Genomic DNA, 14815 nt, shown 5'->3' with positions numbered 1-14815 from the left:
GTGGAATGGCTGTGCAGAATGCATATCTGAACTGTTCAACTCTGGTCGAGCCTGATAAGCATGACGACGACGGGGGGTAGGGCCTGGGTATTTGCCGGTGGCGAATTCTCTACAGACCATGTGCCGTTTGATGAGGTGAGGGCAGGAGATCAGTTTATCTGCGTTGATCGCGGCATTGAACATTGCCTGGCCGCCGGACTGATGCCGACGCTACTGATTGGTGATTTCGACAGTGCCAGCGAGGAGGTATTGGCGCAAGAGTCATTATCGGCAGTGCCTCGGTCTGTTTATCCGGCCAAAAAGGCTGCTAGCGATCTGGAGCTTGCCCTGCAGGTTCTGGCAGATGACCCGCCAGAGAGTGTCGTCATTCTGGGTGTGTCCGGTGGGCGCACAGATCACATGCTGTTCAACTGGATGCTGCCGGCACTGCGAGCGTGGCCATTCACTTTGATGCTCATTGATGGTACGACGCAATGCCACGTTCTGCAGGGTAGTGCTAGCTGTGTCATATCGGTCAGGCCGGGGCAGACGATCAGTTTGCTGGCCCCGACAGGCTCCACCGGTGTCACCACGTCCGGACTACAATACCCGTTACAGGATGCAACGCTTGAAGTGGGTAGTACGTTAGGTCTGAGTAATGTGACTGAAGACAAGCAGGTTTGCGTTCGCCAGGGCAGTGGTACGCTGCTGGTACTTGTGAATAAAATTGCCTGATTGCCTGATTGCCTGATTGCCTGCAGTTTTCTGCGTTTTCTGCGTTTTCTGCGTTTTCTGCGTTTTCTGCGTTTTCTGCGTTTTCTGCGTTTTCTGCGTTTTCTGCGTTTTCTGCGGTGCTGGTCGAGTGCCCCTGAATTATTAATCTATCAACGTGTCTGCTGCCGGACCTCGATCCTGCAAGCCTGAACAGTGGAGTTGGAATGAGTACGATAATCGATATGCGCAGTGATACGGTGACCCGCCCCAGCGATAAGATGCGGGCGGCCATGGCGGGCGCTGAAGTGGGCGATGACGTCTACGGAGATGATCCAACGGTTAACGAGTTACAGGAGTTTGCAGCGGATCTGCTTGGGCACGAAGCCTGTCTGTTCATGCCTACCGGGACGCAGTCGAATCTGGTGGCTCTGCTGACGCATTGTCAGCGTGGGGACGAATATATCGTGGGTGCTGATGCCCATACCTACAAGTATGAGGGTGGAGGCGCTGCGGCGCTGGGTGGTATTCAGCCGCAGACGGTGCCGTTTGGTGTCGATGGCAATATTGATCTGGCTGACGTGAAGTCGGTATTGAAAGAGGATGATGTGCACTTTGCCAGAAGTCGCCTGTTGTGCCTTGAGAATTCGCAACATGGCCGAGTACAGCCAGTTTCAAGCATGCTGTCGGCTAGAACCTTTACACAGCAACACGGCTTGCAACTGCATCTGGATGGTGCTCGTATGGCGAATGCGGCGGTTAAGCTGGGTGTGTCATTGAAGGACATTGCACAGCATTTTGACAGCGTGTCTCTGTGCCTGTCGAAGGGGCTAGGGGCGCCAGTCGGTTCTTTGCTGTTCGGCGACAAGGCTTTTATCGCCCAGGCCTTGCGTTGGCGCAAGATGACAGGCGGCGGCATGCGGCAAGCCGGAATACTGGCGGCGGCGGGTAAAATCGCACTGACGGATGGTGTTGCAAGATTGCACGAGGATCATCAGAATGCCGATTATCTGGCGACACAGCTTGCTTCTGTGAAAGGGCTTGTTGTCCGTTCTGGCTGGACCCAGACGAACATGGTCTGGCTGGACTTCGAACAGGACTGCGGTGCCGCATTGTCAGCCAAAGCGAAAGAGTGCAATATATTGTTGTCGGCTTACGGAAACACATGCAGGCTGGTTACCCATTGTGATGTTGGCAGGGGAGAACTGGAGCGTGTGATCAGTGTCATAAGCGACTTCTTCGAGGATGATTCACAGGTCTGAAAAACCGCCTGATTCGTTGGATTGCCCGAAGACTTAATATCCTATCGATTTCCAGCCCAGGTATCACCATGACTGCACTCAGACCCTTTCACTTAGCGTTCCCCGTTCATGATCTTGAAGCTGCGCGTACCTTTTATGGGCAGGTGCTGGCCTGTCCGCAGGGGCGTGAAGATTCGCACTGGATTGACTACGACTTCTTCGGTCACCAGATCGTGGCACACCTGGATGAATCTCAGGCTGCCAGTGCTGCCATCAACAATGCCGTCGATGGTGATGCGGTGCCAGTGCCGCACTTTGGTGTGGTGTTGACCGTTGAGCAATTTGCCGATTTACGTACGCGCCTGGAAGCTAATGCCGATACACGGTGGGTGATCAAGCCTCGTGTACGTTTTGCTGGTGAAGTGGGTGAGCAGCACACCATGTTTCTACTTGACCCGTCTGGGAACGCGCTTGAGTTCAAGGCATTCGCAGATGATTCGCAGCTCTTCGCGCACTGAGAATTCAACGCACTTGATTCGCTTCTGGCATCGCTGCGCTGCGGTGCGTTAAGTGAATCTTGAGATGTGCCAAGTGAATTTTGATAAGAGGTAAAGTCCCCGGCATCTGGAGTGTGTCAGTTCGGTGGATATAGCCTTGTCGCGATGACTCGGACTGGTTGATGATTTTGATTGAAATCTTCAGCCAGCCTCATGGTTGATCCGTCCATCCTGTATGCGCAGAATGCTGGCCTGCATGGCGACGGCATCTTCTTCATCGTGAGTGACCATGATGACGCACGGCTTGTATTGAGCAATGACAGTTCGCGTCAGCGTAATCATTTCCTGACGCGTTGTGGCATCGAGTGCGCTGAATGGCTCATCCAGTAGCAACAGGGGGCGGCGTCTGAGCAGGCATCGGGCCAATGCAACCCGTTGTTGCTCGCCGCCGGAGAGCATGCCGGGCAGCTTGTGTTCCATGCCCTCAAGCCCGACGTCAATAAGTACGGACTGAATTGACTGAATCTGGGCTGCGGAGAGTTTGAGTCCCGGGTCTATGCCCAGTCCTGTATTCTGACGGACGGTGAGGTGGGAGAACAGGTTCTGTTGTTGAAATAGCGATGTTACTGGCCTGAGAGAGGGCTGCATCGGCAACAGCGACTGGCCTTGCCAGCGAATGTCACCTGAATCGGGTCGCATGAATCCTGCAATCAGATTCAGCAAGGTGCTCTTGCCTGAGCCACTGCGGCCGAGCAAGGCGTGCACCCCGTGCGTTGCAAGCGTCAGATCGAATTCCCATTCGCGCTCTGCAAAGGCGATGCCTGTGTGGTCAAGCTGCAGCATGATTGCCTCCTCCCAGTAGTCGTTGGATTATTGCAAACAGGGTCAGGCATAGTAGTAGGAGCAGCCCTGCAGTCACTGCAGCCTCTTCCAGTCGATAGCTTCCCATGCGTTGATAAAGTAGCAAAGGTAGAGTCCGAACACGCTCAGATCCGAACAGGGCGATAGCGCTCAGATCGCCGGCAGAGAGTGTCGTTGCCAGTGCCAGTGATAAGGCCAGTGGTTTGCGTAGTTGTACCCAGTCAATGAAACGCCAGCGATTCAGGCCGTGTATACCCAGAGATTGCAGAAGCCTGTCCTGCTGGCTGGCTGCGCTCATCATGGGGCCATCGAGTATGCGAAGCACGAAGGGCAAGGCCATCAGGCTGTTGATGATGACCACAAGCACCAGGGCGATGGAGAAGACATCGGCAAAGGGACGCAGTAGTAGAAAGAGACCAGTGCCGAGAACCAGGGGTGGTAGCACGAGGATGATGTTGCCAGTCAGTTGCAGCCACTGGCCACGCCGCTCCTGATGGAGTCGAATACGCATGTGACGAGTACTGACCAGCAGGCTCAGGGCAAGGGACACAGAAAGCCCGGCAGCGCATAGTGAAACGATAATGGTATTGCTCATGGCCTGCAGGGTCGAGGCATCGGTTAACACGCTGAGGGTCTTGCCATTGAGCGCAGACAGTGTCAGGGCAAGTAATGGCAGAAAAACGAATGAACTGGCTGTGATGATGACGCCCCAGTGGATGAGGTTCCAGGCAGTGCCTCGCCACAATCCTTGCTTTACCGCGTACACCTGTGACGCGGATTTCTTCTCACGCAGTGGTATGTAGGCATGAAAGTCCATGCTGCTGTTGTGGCGCAGTACTGTACTCAACGCCATTAATGCAAGGCAGATTACCAATTGGATGCTTGCCAGAGCCACTGCTTGAGTAATATCGAATTCGAAACGCAGTGCCTGGTAGATGGCGACTTCGATAGTGGTTGAGCGAGGTCCACCGCCCAGAGTCATGATGATGGCAAAGCTGGTGAAGCACAGAGTAAATATCAGTAGCGCCAATCCGGGCAGTTGATTGCGCAAGCGGTCCCATTCAACAAATCGGAATATGGCCCAGGGGCTCATGCCCAACTGTTTGCACAAACGCCAGTTATCCTCTGGAATGGTCTCCAGGCTGTTTAGAAAAATGCGAGTAGCCAGCGGCATGTTGAAGAATACATGCGCTATCAGAATGCCAGGCAAGCCGTAGAGTCCTACGGGCTGGATTGAGAGAAATGCAAGCAACTCATTTAACCAGCCGCTGCGGCCAAATACCGCAACAATGCCGTAGATCGCTACGATGGTCGGTATGACCAGAGACAGGCTGAACACCGAGATGATCAGAGAGCGGCCTGTAAATGCCGGTTTGTGTGACAAGGCCAACGCGACTGGAATTGCCGTCAACAAGGCCAATAGCGTCGACAGGATTGCCTGAGATACACTGAACCGGACGACGCTTTGCAGGTAGCTATTAGCGAAAATGCTGCGCCATTCAATGCTGCCGGCCTCCAGAAACATGGCGGCCATGGGCAGCAGCGTAAGGCCGGCAATCAGCAGTAATGCAATGGCACCACTTGACCACCAAGGCCAGCGAATAGACATCGGTCAGCCTGCGGTGGATGCCTCCAGCCATTCATTGATCCATTGCTTGCGATTGTCTTTGACTTCCAATGGCGAGAATTGCAGAGTTTTGACAGGCTCGATCAGCTTGTCAAAAGAGGCAGGTAGCTGATCGCCCAGGTCAACTACCGGGTACATGACGTTGCCCAGCGGAATGCTTGTCTGTGCCTCTTTACTGGTCAGGTAGCTCAGAAATTCACGACCCAGCTCAAGGTTTTCAGATCGTTTGAGCAAGGCGGCGACTTCTATTTGAAGGTAATGGCCGTCGCTGAATGAGGCAGCCTGGTAGCGTTCCGTCTTGTCTATTTCCATGTGATAGCCGGGCGAGGTGCTGTAGCTGAGCACCATAGGGGCTTCGCCATTGAGAAAGAGGGAGAAGTAGGACTCACTCCAGCCTTTGGTGACCGTCAGAATGCGTGGTTGCAGCGCTTGCCATTTTTCAGCAGCCTTGTCGCCGTAGACAGATTTCATCCACATCAGCAGACCCAGGCCCGGTGTGCTGGTGCGAGGGTCCTGAATGATGATCTTGACCTCATCCGGTGCGTTGATCAGTTCTTCAAAGCTGGTAGGTGGTGTTGCCAGTGCTTCGGTGTCGTAGACGAAGGCGAAATAGCCATAGTCGAACGGGACGAAAATATCGGACTCCCATTTGACGGGTAATGTGAGTGAACTGGTGTCCACCTCAGAGTCGGCCAGTAGCCCGCTGTCTTCTGCGATAGCCATCAGGTTGGTATCCAGGCCGAGAACGACATCGGCACGACTTGAATCGCCTTCCAGTTGCACTCGATTAAGAATGCCTGCCGAGCTATCCAGCGCCACAAAATCGATGGAGCAGTCACCGCATTGTTCTTCGAATCCTGCTTTGATGGCTGGGCCAGGACCCCATTCAGAGGTGAAGGATTCGTAGGTGTAGACGGTCAAGGTGCGTTCGGCTGCCGTGGCACTGGTTGGCAGAGTCATCATGCCGATACAGCTTGCAGCCAGCATTGATGCGAGCGCGGTACGCGAGAAGGCGAATGGATTGGAAAAAGTCGCAGAAAGCAGGCTTGTCATAATCATCGTTGAATCTGTGAATGATGACCTGACGAAGGCACTGCAACTCAATCCCTACGCCGGTGCTAGCCGGTTCAGGTTCTGCGGGTTGTGCCGGCTTTAATCTGCCGGACTCTCAGCCTTGCGGCACCCCGTTGAGTCATCATGGTTATGGCGACAGTGTTGTCGCGGGTGCAAGTGTGCGGCATGTTCGATCTGCTTGCAAGAGGGCGGACTGCGTGTGTTGTTTTAGCGATAGGGGCTGCGCGCGCCATCCTCAGGGGTATTGAAGCGCTTGTAGCTCCACAGATATTGCGCAGGACAGAGCTCAATGCAGCGTTCGACGCCCCGGTTCAGGGCTATCGTGGCTTCATCGATATCACGGCTGGCGACAGCCTTGTCAGCCGGAATGATGTGAAAAATCCAGCCCTTGCCGCGCGGCAACCTCTCTACGACACAGAAAAGCACCACAGCGCCACTGCGATTGGCTAGCCGTGACAGCAAAGTCATGGTCAGTGTTCGCTTGTTGAAAAAGGGGGCGAAGTGTCCGTTGTTTCGGTCTGGTTCCTGGTCGGGAAGAATTCCTACCAGTCCTCCCGCCTTCAGAATTTTCAGGCCTTGCTTGATGCCTGAGACATCGAGAGTCGCCGGTTGGCCTCGCAGGTGAGCTCGCCAACGCAGCAGAACCTTGTCCATACCTGCTTGACGGGGTTTTCTGTAGAAATAGGTGAACGGCTCCTGGCGGGACAGTGGCAAGGAGCACAGTTCCCAATTTCCCAGGTGTGGGGACACCATGAGGCAGCCTTTGCCGGATTGCTGCGCTTCATCCAGCCAGTTCTGGCCTCGTATTTCGACGATTTTTTCGTCACTCTGTTCGATAGGGCGATGCCAGATCCAAGCGCTTTCAGTTAACTGACGGCCGGTCTCGATCAGGCTGTTACGCACCAGTTCGCGGCGCTCGTGTTCGGGCAGTTGCGAGTAGCACAGGTCGATGTTTATCTCGGTTATTCTTCGCAGTTTGCCGTTTAGTCGCCAGGCAAGGCGGCCAAGTGTCGCTCCCAGCGACTGGTTGGCATGGAAGGGTAGCCAGCTGAGCGCCCGGCTCAAGGTGCGGATGAGCAGTACGGACATCTGAGAAACCTGTGTGAGACGAAGCAATAGTTTAGCTGGTGCAAATGAGGGTGACTTGTCGTTAGAATCTGGTTCGACTAGTGAATCCATTGTTTAACGGAGTACTGCATGAGCGACAGCGCTGTGGCGATTGAGTCCATTTCACCAACCGATGCCTGGGCAATCATGCAATCGGAGCCTGGAGTGACTCTGATTGATGTTCGCTCGGATATGGAATTTCTGATGATCGGACATCCGCGGGGCGCGGTCAATGTTCCGTGGATTGATGCACCTGACTGGGTCGTCAACGTCAACTTCGTTGCGAATGTCAGAAAAGCCTTATTGGGGCGGGTGTCTGCAAAAGGGCGCCGTTCTTCACCGGTTTTCCTTATTTGCAGGAGCGGCAACCGTTCTCTGGATGCCGCAGAGGCTCTGGCTAGTGATGGCCTGAGTGATATCAGCGTCATTGAAGGAGGCTTTGAAGGGCCGCTGGATGACGCTCATCACCGCAATACGGTGGCTGGCTGGCGTTTCGAGGACTTGCCATGGGAGCAATGCTAGGCGGTAGGTCTGGCTGGGAGTGAAGGGTCGCCTGACAGGGCATTGGGGGAGCATAGGATGCTCAACCACCAAAAACCCGGCCATCCGTTGGCCGGGCTGAGCCATCCATTGGCCCCTCAGGTTGACGTGGTCATCAAAACTGCAGCTCATCATGAGCTGAACTTCCTTGTTTACTTGTATCGTCCGTGTGACATCCTTGTTTGTGGTAGTTCCCTGACCACACGGCATATTATCGGCATATCGAGGATGAACTGCCATCGGAAATTCCTCGTATTTGCGTAGGAAATGACTGATTTTGTTGTAGGAATTTTCCTACTTTCACTAAAATATGCATTATGTTGCTTTTATTTGATCTTTTATGATTGCATTGATACAGCGCGTAACCGAAGCCTCCGTGACTATCGAAGGTCAAATCAGCGCCTATATAGGTGCCGGTATGTTGACGCTTATCGGCATCGAGAAATCAGACACCCATAAAAATGTCGCGGAGCTGGCAGAGAGAATTCTCAGCTATCGACTGTTCTCCGACGAGCAGGGGAAGATGAATCTGGACGTGCGTGCGTCGGGTGGAGGCGTGCTTTTGGTGCCCCAGTTCACCTTGGTAGCAGACACCCATAAAGGTCGCCGTCCCGGATTTTCCTCCGCGGCGCCTCCTGCACAGGCCTGTGAGCTGTTTTCGGCTCTTGTTTCAGTGGTCTCTACCGAGAGCCTTCCCGTGGGGCAAGGCACGTTCGGCGCAGATATGAAAGTCAGCCTCGTTAACGACGGTCCCGTGACTTTCTGGTTGCAAACTCGGCAGTCTGATTAGGTTTCTACTGAAGTAGTCTTTCAAGTTTCTGATAAATATATGATTTCACACTAATTCCAAGCAAGCATGAGATGCATGGGGAAGTTGCAAGAGCCTGGCTTTGGTGATTTGAAGTCTTCGGTGGCACTTCAAATCTTTATGGGTGTCTGGTTGTGCTCAACTGCTTCAATTCTCGAGGTGGGGGCTTGCTGGTTGGATCTTGCACGTTTATGGGTGTCAAGGAGTGGTTGGACGGTGTATGCTCCCGCACATTTCCTGGAGGTTTTTTAGTGTCTAGTCGTACGGCGAAGGTAGAGCGAAAAACTCTGGAAACGAGTATCGCGGTAGAGCTTGTGCTGGATGGGCACGGCAACAGTAATTTTCAGACTGGTGTGCCATTTCTGGAGCACATGCTCGATCAGATTTCTCGACATGGTCTTTTTGATCTGAATGTTGTGTGCAATGGCGACACTCATATAGATGATCATCATACTGTCGAGGATATTGGTATCGCTATGGGCGAAGCTTTCTCTCAGGCACTTGGCGATCGCAAGGGCATAGTGCGTTACGGACATGCCTATGTTCCACTAGACGAATCATTGTCGCGAGTTGTCATCGATTTTTCGGGTCGTCCAGGCCTGCATTTTAATGCCGACTTCAAGCGTGCTCGCGTTGGTAATTTCGATGTTGATCTGACTTCTGAGTTCTTTCAGGGCTTTGCAAACAACGCCAGAGCCACTATTCATATGGATGTGCTACGAGGTGTCAACGATCATCACAAGATCGAAACTCTGTTCAAGGCATTTGGTCGTGCGCTGAGAGTTGCCTGTTCCATTGACGACAGAGCAGCTAATGCCATGCCGTCAACCAAAGGCGTCTTGTAGCTCCTTACAGGTCGACTGATCGTTTGTGACAACTTCCCGCGATTGGCGGGGGACATTTATTACAGAGCAACATCATGCAGAGAATTGCTGTCATTGACTACGGCATGGGTAACCTTCGCTCGGTTTCCAAGGCTATTGAGCACGTCACTGAAAATATGGAAGTGGTTGTCAGTGCCGATGCCAGCGTCATCGAATCTGCCGATCGTGTCGTGTGCCCAGGTCAGGGGGCTGCAGCGGACTGCATGGCTGCGTTGCAACAAAGTGGTCTGGCGCAAACGATTACCCGCATTGCTGGAACCCGACCATTTCTGGGCATCTGCATGGGCTATCAGGTTTTACTGAGTGCCAGCGATGAAAACAATGGCATCGAGTGCCTGAATGTGGTGCCAGGCAAGGTCGTCAGATTTGATGATCCGCTGCTGGACGATGGTGTGCGCTTGAAAGTACCGCACATGGGGTGGAGTCAGGTGCGCCAGGTGCGAAAGCATCCGATGTGGGCGGGCATTGACGATAACAGCCGTTTCTACTTTGCCCATAGTTATTACTGTGTGCCTGATGACGAATCGGTTGTAACCGGCTCTTGTCATTACGGGCACGACATCGCGGTATCCGTTGCGGCTCCCAATCTGTTTGCCTGTCAGTTTCATCCTGAAAAAAGTGCTGCTGATGGACTGCAGCTACTTCGCAATTTTGCGTATTGGGATGGTCTGAGTTAATGGGTGTCCAGAAGATCGGGAGTCAGACGGCATCCGTTAGAATTATGGGTGTCTTCTGTTGCTTTCAGAAAGCCTGTCACTTTATGGGTGTCTTATTCCTGGCTAGCGCATTTTGCAGTGCTGCTGGAATGTCCCCTTTCTCGTTCAAGAAAACGGAATCGATTTGATGCTGATAATTCCAGCCATAGATCTGAAAGATGGAAAATGTGTACGTCTGCGCCAGGGGCGTATGGACGATGACACCGTGTTTGATGACAACCCGGTTGATGTGGCCAGGCGTTGGTTGAAAGAGGGAGCTCGACGCATCCATCTGGTCGACCTTGACGGGGCTTTTGCTGGCGAACCGCGTAATGCGGCCGTTGTCAGTGAGATTTGCAAGGCTTGTGGTGATGTGCCTGTGCAGATCGGTGGTGGAATTCGCTCGATAGAGACGGCCACTGCCTATATCAATGCAGGTGTCCAGTACCTGATCATCGGCACATTGGCGGTCAAGCAGCCAGAATTCGTGGATGAACTCTGCCAACGCTTTCCCGGTCACGTCATTGTTGGTCTTGATGCCAATGAAGGTTTTGTGGCAACGGAAGGCTGGGCTGAAGCGTCGAGTGTTACCGCTGTGTCACTGGCGAAGCGATTCGAGGATGTTGGTGTCAGTGCCATCGTGTACACCGACATAAGTCGGGACGGTATGATGCAAGGTGTTAACACGGAAGCGACGGCCGCACTGGCGGACGCGGTCAATATTCCCATCATTGCCTCTGGCGGAGTCACCAATATTGACGACATCGATGCGCTGGGTAAACAGCGGCATCGCGGCATCGCGGGTGCAATAGTGGGCCGGGCACTGTATGAGAAAACCATCGACCTGGCGCAAGCTCAGGCGTTGGCTGATAGCTACACCGATAACGCCTAGGGGATCTGATCATGGGCTTGGCAAAACGAATCATTCCGTGTCTTGATGTGGACGGCGGTCGTGTGGTGAAAGGTGTCAAGTTTCTGGAGATCCGCGACGCGGGTGACCCCGTCAGTGTTGCGCGCGGGTACAACGAAGCCGGTGCCGATGAAATCACCTTTCTGGACATCACCGCAAGCTCCGATAACCGAGATACGATTCTGCATGTCGTGGAAGAGGTTGCTTCAGAGGTTTTCATTCCTCTGACCGTGGGAGGCGGAATCCGCTCGGTTGAAGACGTGCGTCGGTTGCTGAACGCCGGGGCAGACAAGGTGGGTATCAATACTGCTGCTGTTAACCGTCCGGATCTGGTGCGTGAAGCCACCGACAAGGTCGGCTCGCAATGCATCGTTGTCGCCTTGGACGCCAAATCTGTCTCGAAGCCAGGCGAGGCACCGCGATGGGAAATTTTTACACACGGTGGCCGAACCAGTACAGGGCTTGACGCCATCGAGTGGGCTATCAGGATGGCTGAGTACGGTGCTGGGGAGCTATTGTTGACCAGTATGGATCGCGATGGTACGAAGATCGGTTTTGATCTGGCACTGACTCGGGCCATTACTGATGCCGTGGAAATACCGGTGATTGCTTCCGGTGGTGTCGGCACGCTAGAGCATTTGAGTGATGGAGTGCTGAAGGGCGGTGCTGATGCGGTGTTGGCAGCCAGCATCTTTCACTTCGGTGAATATACGATCGCTGAAGCGAAGGCACACATGGCATCACGATCCATCGAAGTGCGCATATAGGCATAGTCTGGGTCGATTTCGACAAATACCTTGTATCGGCCTGGCAAGTTCTGAAGACTGGTTCGAATGGAGATATCGGCGCAGGATATGGTCGATTGCTTCATGTTAGAATTTCCATTCAGGTTCTTTATAAGTTGTTGAAAAATAAATGATTGAATCGGTCGTATTCAATGATGCCGGATTAGTGCCAGCCATTGCTCAGGATGAGAAGACTGGTCAGGTTCTGATGGTTGCATGGATGAATGAAGAGGCACTGCGCGAGACGATAGCCTCGGGTCGAGCCGTTTATTTTTCACGCTCACGCCAGCGGCTCTGGCGCAAGGGCGAGGAGTCCGGTCATGTGCAGCGCGTCAAAGAGCTTCGATTGGACTGCGATGGGGATGTTCTGCTGCTGAGCGTGGAACAAGTGGGAGGTATCGCTTGTCATACGGGGCGTCAGCATTGTTTCTTTCGCAAGCTGGACGAGCAAGGCGAGTGGCAGGATTGCGAACCTGTTATCAAGTCGCCAGACGATATCTACAATAAGCCGAAATCTGGTAAAGAATGAACAATTGCGTTCAGATGCAATAATATGCGTGCACCTGTGGTGAGTTTGTTCTGATCTTGGGATTGAAGGGCGATAAGCCACAAGCGCCACAGGCACGAAGAATTTGTCGAAAAAGTGTGGGCAGTAGACATGAACCGGACGTCGGTACGGCTTACACTATGGCGGTATGGATTTTAACGAGATTTCAATATGAGCGACATTCTTGCGCGGCTGGGCGATCAGATCGACAGTCGTCGACAGAGCAATGCGACAGAATCTTACACAGCGAGCTTGTTTGCTCGGGGTGAAGACGCCATATTGCAAAAAGTAGGAGAAGAGGCTGTCGAGTTTATTCTGGCAGCCAAGGGAGACGATTCGGCTGATCTGGTGGCTGAGGCGGCCGATGTGTGGTTTCACATGCTGGTCCTCATGAGTGCCAAGGGGCTCGGGCCGGCTGATATTTTGAACGAATTGCAGCGTCGCGAAGGTGTCTCGGGACATGCCGAGAAAGCTGCTCGCGTCAGCGATTAGACAATAGAGAAAATTATGGGTATGCCAAGTGTTCCTCAGCTGTTAATCATCCTGGTTATTGTCGTGCTGATATTCGGGGCCAAACGGCTTAAAAATCTGGGTGGCGATCTGGGTTCGGCTGTGAAGGGTTTTAAACAGGCTGTGAAGGAAGAAGAGACTGCGCCAACTGAAGAGCTGGAAGATGGCACTAAGCAGGCTAATGAAACTGTCATGCAAAAGACAGATGATCAAAAGTCTGTTTGATTCAACGCGCCCTCTAATCGGATCAAGCACACGTGTTTGACGTCGGCTTTACAGAGATTATTCTGATCGGGATCGTGGCACTGGTTGTCATTGGTCCTGAGCGCCTGCCTGCTGTAGCGAAAACAGCTGGGCAGTGGATCGGCAAGCTCCAGCGATTTGTTCGTGGGGTCAAGACTGATCTGGCTTCTGAGTTGCAGTCAGGAGATCTGAAAAAACTGATCGGTGATCAGCGCGAGCAAATCAATGAGTTGAAGAACATGGTCAGCTCGGCGAAAAAGGATTTCGAAAACAACTCGCGTGACGTTATGCAAAGCGCCAAGAAAAGTCTGGGCGAGCTGGAAACCAGCGTCAAGGAGCTTGATGGTACCGCTTCGAAGACCGAGAAATCGTTGGAAACGCTGGCAACTGATTCCGTACGGGCTGAGTCAGATACTGTGACTTTGTCAAAGACTCCGAATAGCAACGATTCTTCTGCAGGATCTACCCCGGTGGACACCGCAGTTAGCATTGATGCCTCCACATCGCCCCAATCATTGAAGCCGATCTCATCGGGTACCAATGGTGGTCAAGAAACATCTACTATGCGCACCGGCTCAAGCGGTTCCACTGACGATTCTGACGATATGAATCGCGCTGGAACAGAGTCTGGTAGTTGATTCACCCCCTACTGGTAGCGCATCCGATCCCATGGCAACGTCAGATTCAGTGGTAGAAGAAGAACAAGGTTTTCTGTCTCATCTTGTCGAATTGCGCGACAGATTGTTAAAGATGCTGCTCGCTGTCGGGATACTTTTTCTGTGTCTCTTCTGGTTTTCGGACAAGATATATACGGCACTGGCAGCGCCACTGCTCAAGCATCTGCCTGATAGTCAAATGATCGCTATCGATGTAGCGGCACCGTTTTTCATACCGTTCAAACTGACGCTCATGTTGTGCGTCTTTCTGTCAGTGCCCTACCTGCTGTATCAGATTTGGTCTTTCGTTGCGCCAGGACTCTACTCCCATGAGAAGAAGCTTGTGGTGCCGCTACTTGTGTCCAGCACGGGACTTTTCTATCTCGGTGTCGCGTTTGCCTACTTCGTGGTTTTCCCCCTGGTGTTCGGTTTCTTCACAAGCGTTGCTCCGGAGGGGGTCACGGTCAGTACCGATATTGGCCGTTACCTGGACTTTGTCATAACGCTGTTCTTTGCATTTGGCATAGCGTTCGAAGTCCCTGTGGCCACGGTTCTTGTCGTTGCTGTCGGAATCACCACGCCGGAAAATCTGGTCAAGATTCGACCTTATGTCTTTGTGGCTGCCTTCATCATTGGGATGTTCCTGACGCCTCCCGACATCATTTCACAGACCCTACTGGCCATACCCATGTGGCTGCTGTACGAAGTAGGCATTGTGTTCTCCCGGACCTACAAGCAGCGCATAACTGACGCTGGCGTAGAACGCGAACGCCGCTACAACGATGACTCGTCTACAACAGAAGACACCCATAAAGCATCAGACACAACAGAAGACACCCATAAACCGTCAAGCCATCCGGCCCAAGGCAAAAGTGATGTCGTGTCAGATACCCAGAAAGCAAGCCCTGCAGATGTAGTAGACCCGTCGCTGGTCGAAAAACCGGACGCACAGGGTAAGTACCGTAATAGCCTGACCGATTCAACCGACGACAGTTCGGATGACAATCCTGACGATGATCAGCGCTGAGTGAGGCGAAAACCCCGGGCACGGTAAACCGTTGCCCGGGTCTGCAGTGTGATCAATTGGCATTGGAAGTTCTAGGATTGTGCTTTATAGGCACATCAGGTGCCGTTCTGAAC

The 14815-nt window shown here is 53.0% G+C and carries 18 protein-coding genes and 1 riboswitch; of the genes, 14 read left to right on the top strand and 4 right to left on the bottom strand.

The genetic code is table 11. The features are described from left to right. Window positions 1-60 precede the first annotated feature (60 nt). The 3 genes from IMCC3135_RS31805 to IMCC3135_RS34870 all read left to right on the top strand — a co-directional run bounded on the left by IMCC3135_RS31805 (window position 61) and on the right by IMCC3135_RS34870 (window position 2449). Window positions 61-714, top strand: a complete 654-nt coding sequence (locus tag IMCC3135_RS31805) for a thiamine diphosphokinase (RefSeq protein ID WP_088921256.1) — start codon at window positions 61-63, stop codon at window positions 712-714. 203 nt (window positions 715-917) lie between these two features. After that, the gene (gene ltaE / locus IMCC3135_RS31795; protein WP_088921254.1) at window positions 918-1952 is read left to right on the top strand and encodes a low-specificity L-threonine aldolase; all 1035 of its coding nucleotides are present in this window, start codon (window positions 918-920) and stop codon (window positions 1950-1952) included. A gap of 68 nt (window positions 1953-2020) precedes the next feature. Further along, window positions 2021-2449 carry a VOC family protein gene (locus tag IMCC3135_RS34870; protein WP_088921253.1) on the top strand — a complete coding sequence of 143 codons (429 nt, stop codon included), beginning with the start codon at window positions 2021-2023 and terminating at the stop codon, window positions 2447-2449. A gap of 180 nt (window positions 2450-2629) precedes the next feature. Here IMCC3135_RS34870 and IMCC3135_RS31785 read toward each other — a convergent pair whose 3' ends face one another. The 4 genes from IMCC3135_RS31785 to IMCC3135_RS31770 all read right to left on the bottom strand — a co-directional run bounded on the left by IMCC3135_RS31785 (window position 2630) and on the right by IMCC3135_RS31770 (window position 7079). After that, window positions 2630-3271 carry an ATP-binding cassette domain-containing protein gene (locus IMCC3135_RS31785; protein WP_088921252.1) on the bottom strand — a complete coding sequence of 214 codons (642 nt, stop codon included), beginning with the start codon at window positions 3269-3271 and terminating at the stop codon, window positions 2630-2632. Then, a complete protein-coding gene (gene thiP, locus IMCC3135_RS31780; RefSeq protein WP_088921251.1) occupies window positions 3258-4898 on the bottom strand; it encodes a thiamine/thiamine pyrophosphate ABC transporter permease in 1641 nt (546 codons plus the stop codon). Before thiP ends, IMCC3135_RS31785 begins: the two co-directional genes overlap by 14 nt. 3 nt (window positions 4899-4901) lie before the next feature. Further along, window positions 4902-5975, bottom strand: a complete 1074-nt coding sequence (gene thiB / locus IMCC3135_RS31775) for a thiamine ABC transporter substrate binding subunit (protein ID WP_205737812.1) — start codon at window positions 5973-5975, stop codon at window positions 4902-4904. 28 nt (window positions 5976-6003) lie between these two features. Beyond that, window positions 6004-6113: riboswitch (TPP riboswitch) on the bottom strand. An 84-nt stretch (window positions 6114-6197) separates the two neighbouring features. After that, the gene (locus IMCC3135_RS31770) at window positions 6198-7079 is read right to left on the bottom strand and encodes a lysophospholipid acyltransferase family protein (protein ID WP_205737811.1); all 882 of its coding nucleotides are present in this window, start codon (window positions 7077-7079) and stop codon (window positions 6198-6200) included. Window positions 7080-7187: 108 nt separating this feature from the next. Here IMCC3135_RS31770 and IMCC3135_RS31765 point away from each other — a divergent pair, with 108 nt between their 5' ends. The 11 genes from IMCC3135_RS31765 to tatC all read left to right on the top strand — a co-directional run bounded on the left by IMCC3135_RS31765 (window position 7188) and on the right by tatC (window position 14702). Next, window positions 7188-7619, top strand: coding sequence for a rhodanese-like domain-containing protein (locus IMCC3135_RS31765; RefSeq protein ID WP_088921249.1), 432 nt, complete (start codon window positions 7188-7190; stop codon window positions 7617-7619). Window positions 7620-7977: 358 nt separating this feature from the next. Continuing rightward, window positions 7978-8427: a D-aminoacyl-tRNA deacylase gene (gene dtd, locus IMCC3135_RS31760; protein ID WP_088921248.1), complete on the top strand. Its 450-nt coding sequence runs from the start codon at window positions 7978-7980 to the stop codon at window positions 8425-8427. Window positions 8428-8696: 269 nt separating this feature from the next. Continuing rightward, a complete protein-coding gene (hisB, locus tag IMCC3135_RS31755) occupies window positions 8697-9290 on the top strand; it encodes an imidazoleglycerol-phosphate dehydratase HisB (RefSeq protein WP_088922189.1) in 594 nt (197 codons plus the stop codon). Window positions 9291-9364: 74 nt separating this feature from the next. Continuing rightward, window positions 9365-10006: an imidazole glycerol phosphate synthase subunit HisH gene (gene hisH, locus IMCC3135_RS31750; protein ID WP_088921247.1), complete on the top strand. Its 642-nt coding sequence runs from the start codon at window positions 9365-9367 to the stop codon at window positions 10004-10006. 166 nt (window positions 10007-10172) lie between these two features. Next, on the top strand, window positions 10173-10916 hold the full coding sequence (hisA, locus tag IMCC3135_RS31745; protein ID WP_088921246.1) for a 1-(5-phosphoribosyl)-5-[(5-phosphoribosylamino)methylideneamino]imidazole-4-carboxamide isomerase: 744 nt from the start codon (window positions 10173-10175) through the stop codon (window positions 10914-10916). An 11-nt stretch (window positions 10917-10927) separates the two neighbouring features. Then, window positions 10928-11701, top strand: coding sequence for an imidazole glycerol phosphate synthase subunit HisF (gene hisF / locus IMCC3135_RS31740; RefSeq protein ID WP_088921245.1), 774 nt, complete (start codon window positions 10928-10930; stop codon window positions 11699-11701). Window positions 11702-11849: 148 nt separating this feature from the next. Next, window positions 11850-12248: a phosphoribosyl-AMP cyclohydrolase gene (hisI, locus tag IMCC3135_RS31735; RefSeq protein WP_088921244.1), complete on the top strand. Its 399-nt coding sequence runs from the start codon at window positions 11850-11852 to the stop codon at window positions 12246-12248. A 189-nt stretch (window positions 12249-12437) separates the two neighbouring features. Continuing rightward, entirely contained in the window at window positions 12438-12758 is a 321-nt protein-coding gene (locus tag IMCC3135_RS31730) for a phosphoribosyl-ATP diphosphatase (RefSeq protein ID WP_088921243.1), read from the top strand. Window positions 12759-12773: 15 nt separating this feature from the next. After that, window positions 12774-13001 carry a twin-arginine translocase TatA/TatE family subunit gene (gene tatA, locus IMCC3135_RS31725; RefSeq protein WP_205737810.1) on the top strand — a complete coding sequence of 76 codons (228 nt, stop codon included), beginning with the start codon at window positions 12774-12776 and terminating at the stop codon, window positions 12999-13001. Window positions 13002-13033: 32 nt separating this feature from the next. Continuing rightward, the gene (gene tatB, locus IMCC3135_RS31720) at window positions 13034-13657 is read left to right on the top strand and encodes a Sec-independent protein translocase protein TatB (RefSeq protein WP_088921241.1); all 624 of its coding nucleotides are present in this window, start codon (window positions 13034-13036) and stop codon (window positions 13655-13657) included. A gap of 31 nt (window positions 13658-13688) precedes the next feature. Then, a complete protein-coding gene (gene tatC / locus IMCC3135_RS31715) occupies window positions 13689-14702 on the top strand; it encodes a twin-arginine translocase subunit TatC (RefSeq protein WP_088921240.1) in 1014 nt (337 codons plus the stop codon). The last annotated feature ends 113 nt before the right edge of the window (window positions 14703-14815 follow it).

Origin of the sequence: Granulosicoccus antarcticus IMCC3135 (assembly GCF_002215215.1) — a bacterium.
Classification (GTDB): Bacteria; Pseudomonadota; Gammaproteobacteria; order Granulosicoccales; family Granulosicoccaceae; genus Granulosicoccus; species Granulosicoccus antarcticus.
Note: the sequence above shows the minus strand (reverse complement) of the source record. Positions and strands in the feature narration are given on the sequence as shown.

Coding starts and splice junctions, on each gene's coding strand:
- thiP (WP_088921251.1), bottom strand. CDS start 4,898: ATGTCTATTCGCTGGCCTTGGTGGTCAAGTGGTGCCATTGCATTACTG.
- hisI (WP_088921244.1), top strand. CDS start 11,850: ATGATTGAATCGGTCGTATTCAATGATGCCGGATTAGTGCCAGCCATT.
- IMCC3135_RS31765 (WP_088921249.1), top strand. CDS start 7,188: ATGAGCGACAGCGCTGTGGCGATTGAGTCCATTTCACCAACCGATGCC.
- IMCC3135_RS34870 (WP_088921253.1), top strand. CDS start 2,021: ATGACTGCACTCAGACCCTTTCACTTAGCGTTCCCCGTTCATGATCTT.
- IMCC3135_RS31785 (WP_088921252.1), bottom strand. CDS start 3,271: ATGCTGCAGCTTGACCACACAGGCATCGCCTTTGCAGAGCGCGAATGG.
- dtd (WP_088921248.1), top strand. CDS start 7,978: ATGATTGCATTGATACAGCGCGTAACCGAAGCCTCCGTGACTATCGAA.
- hisH (WP_088921247.1), top strand. CDS start 9,365: ATGCAGAGAATTGCTGTCATTGACTACGGCATGGGTAACCTTCGCTCG.
- IMCC3135_RS31730 (WP_088921243.1), top strand. CDS start 12,438: ATGAGCGACATTCTTGCGCGGCTGGGCGATCAGATCGACAGTCGTCGA.
- tatC (WP_088921240.1), top strand. CDS start 13,689: ATGGCAACGTCAGATTCAGTGGTAGAAGAAGAACAAGGTTTTCTGTCT.
- hisA (WP_088921246.1), top strand. CDS start 10,173: ATGCTGATAATTCCAGCCATAGATCTGAAAGATGGAAAATGTGTACGT.
- thiB (WP_205737812.1), bottom strand. CDS start 5,975: ATGATTATGACAAGCCTGCTTTCTGCGACTTTTTCCAATCCATTCGCC.
- IMCC3135_RS31770 (WP_205737811.1), bottom strand. CDS start 7,079: ATGTCCGTACTGCTCATCCGCACCTTGAGCCGGGCGCTCAGCTGGCTA.
- IMCC3135_RS31805 (WP_088921256.1), top strand. CDS start 61: ATGACGACGACGGGGGGTAGGGCCTGGGTATTTGCCGGTGGCGAATTC.
- ltaE (WP_088921254.1), top strand. CDS start 918: ATGAGTACGATAATCGATATGCGCAGTGATACGGTGACCCGCCCCAGC.
- tatA (WP_205737810.1), top strand. CDS start 12,774: ATGGGTATGCCAAGTGTTCCTCAGCTGTTAATCATCCTGGTTATTGTC.
- hisF (WP_088921245.1), top strand. CDS start 10,928: ATGGGCTTGGCAAAACGAATCATTCCGTGTCTTGATGTGGACGGCGGT.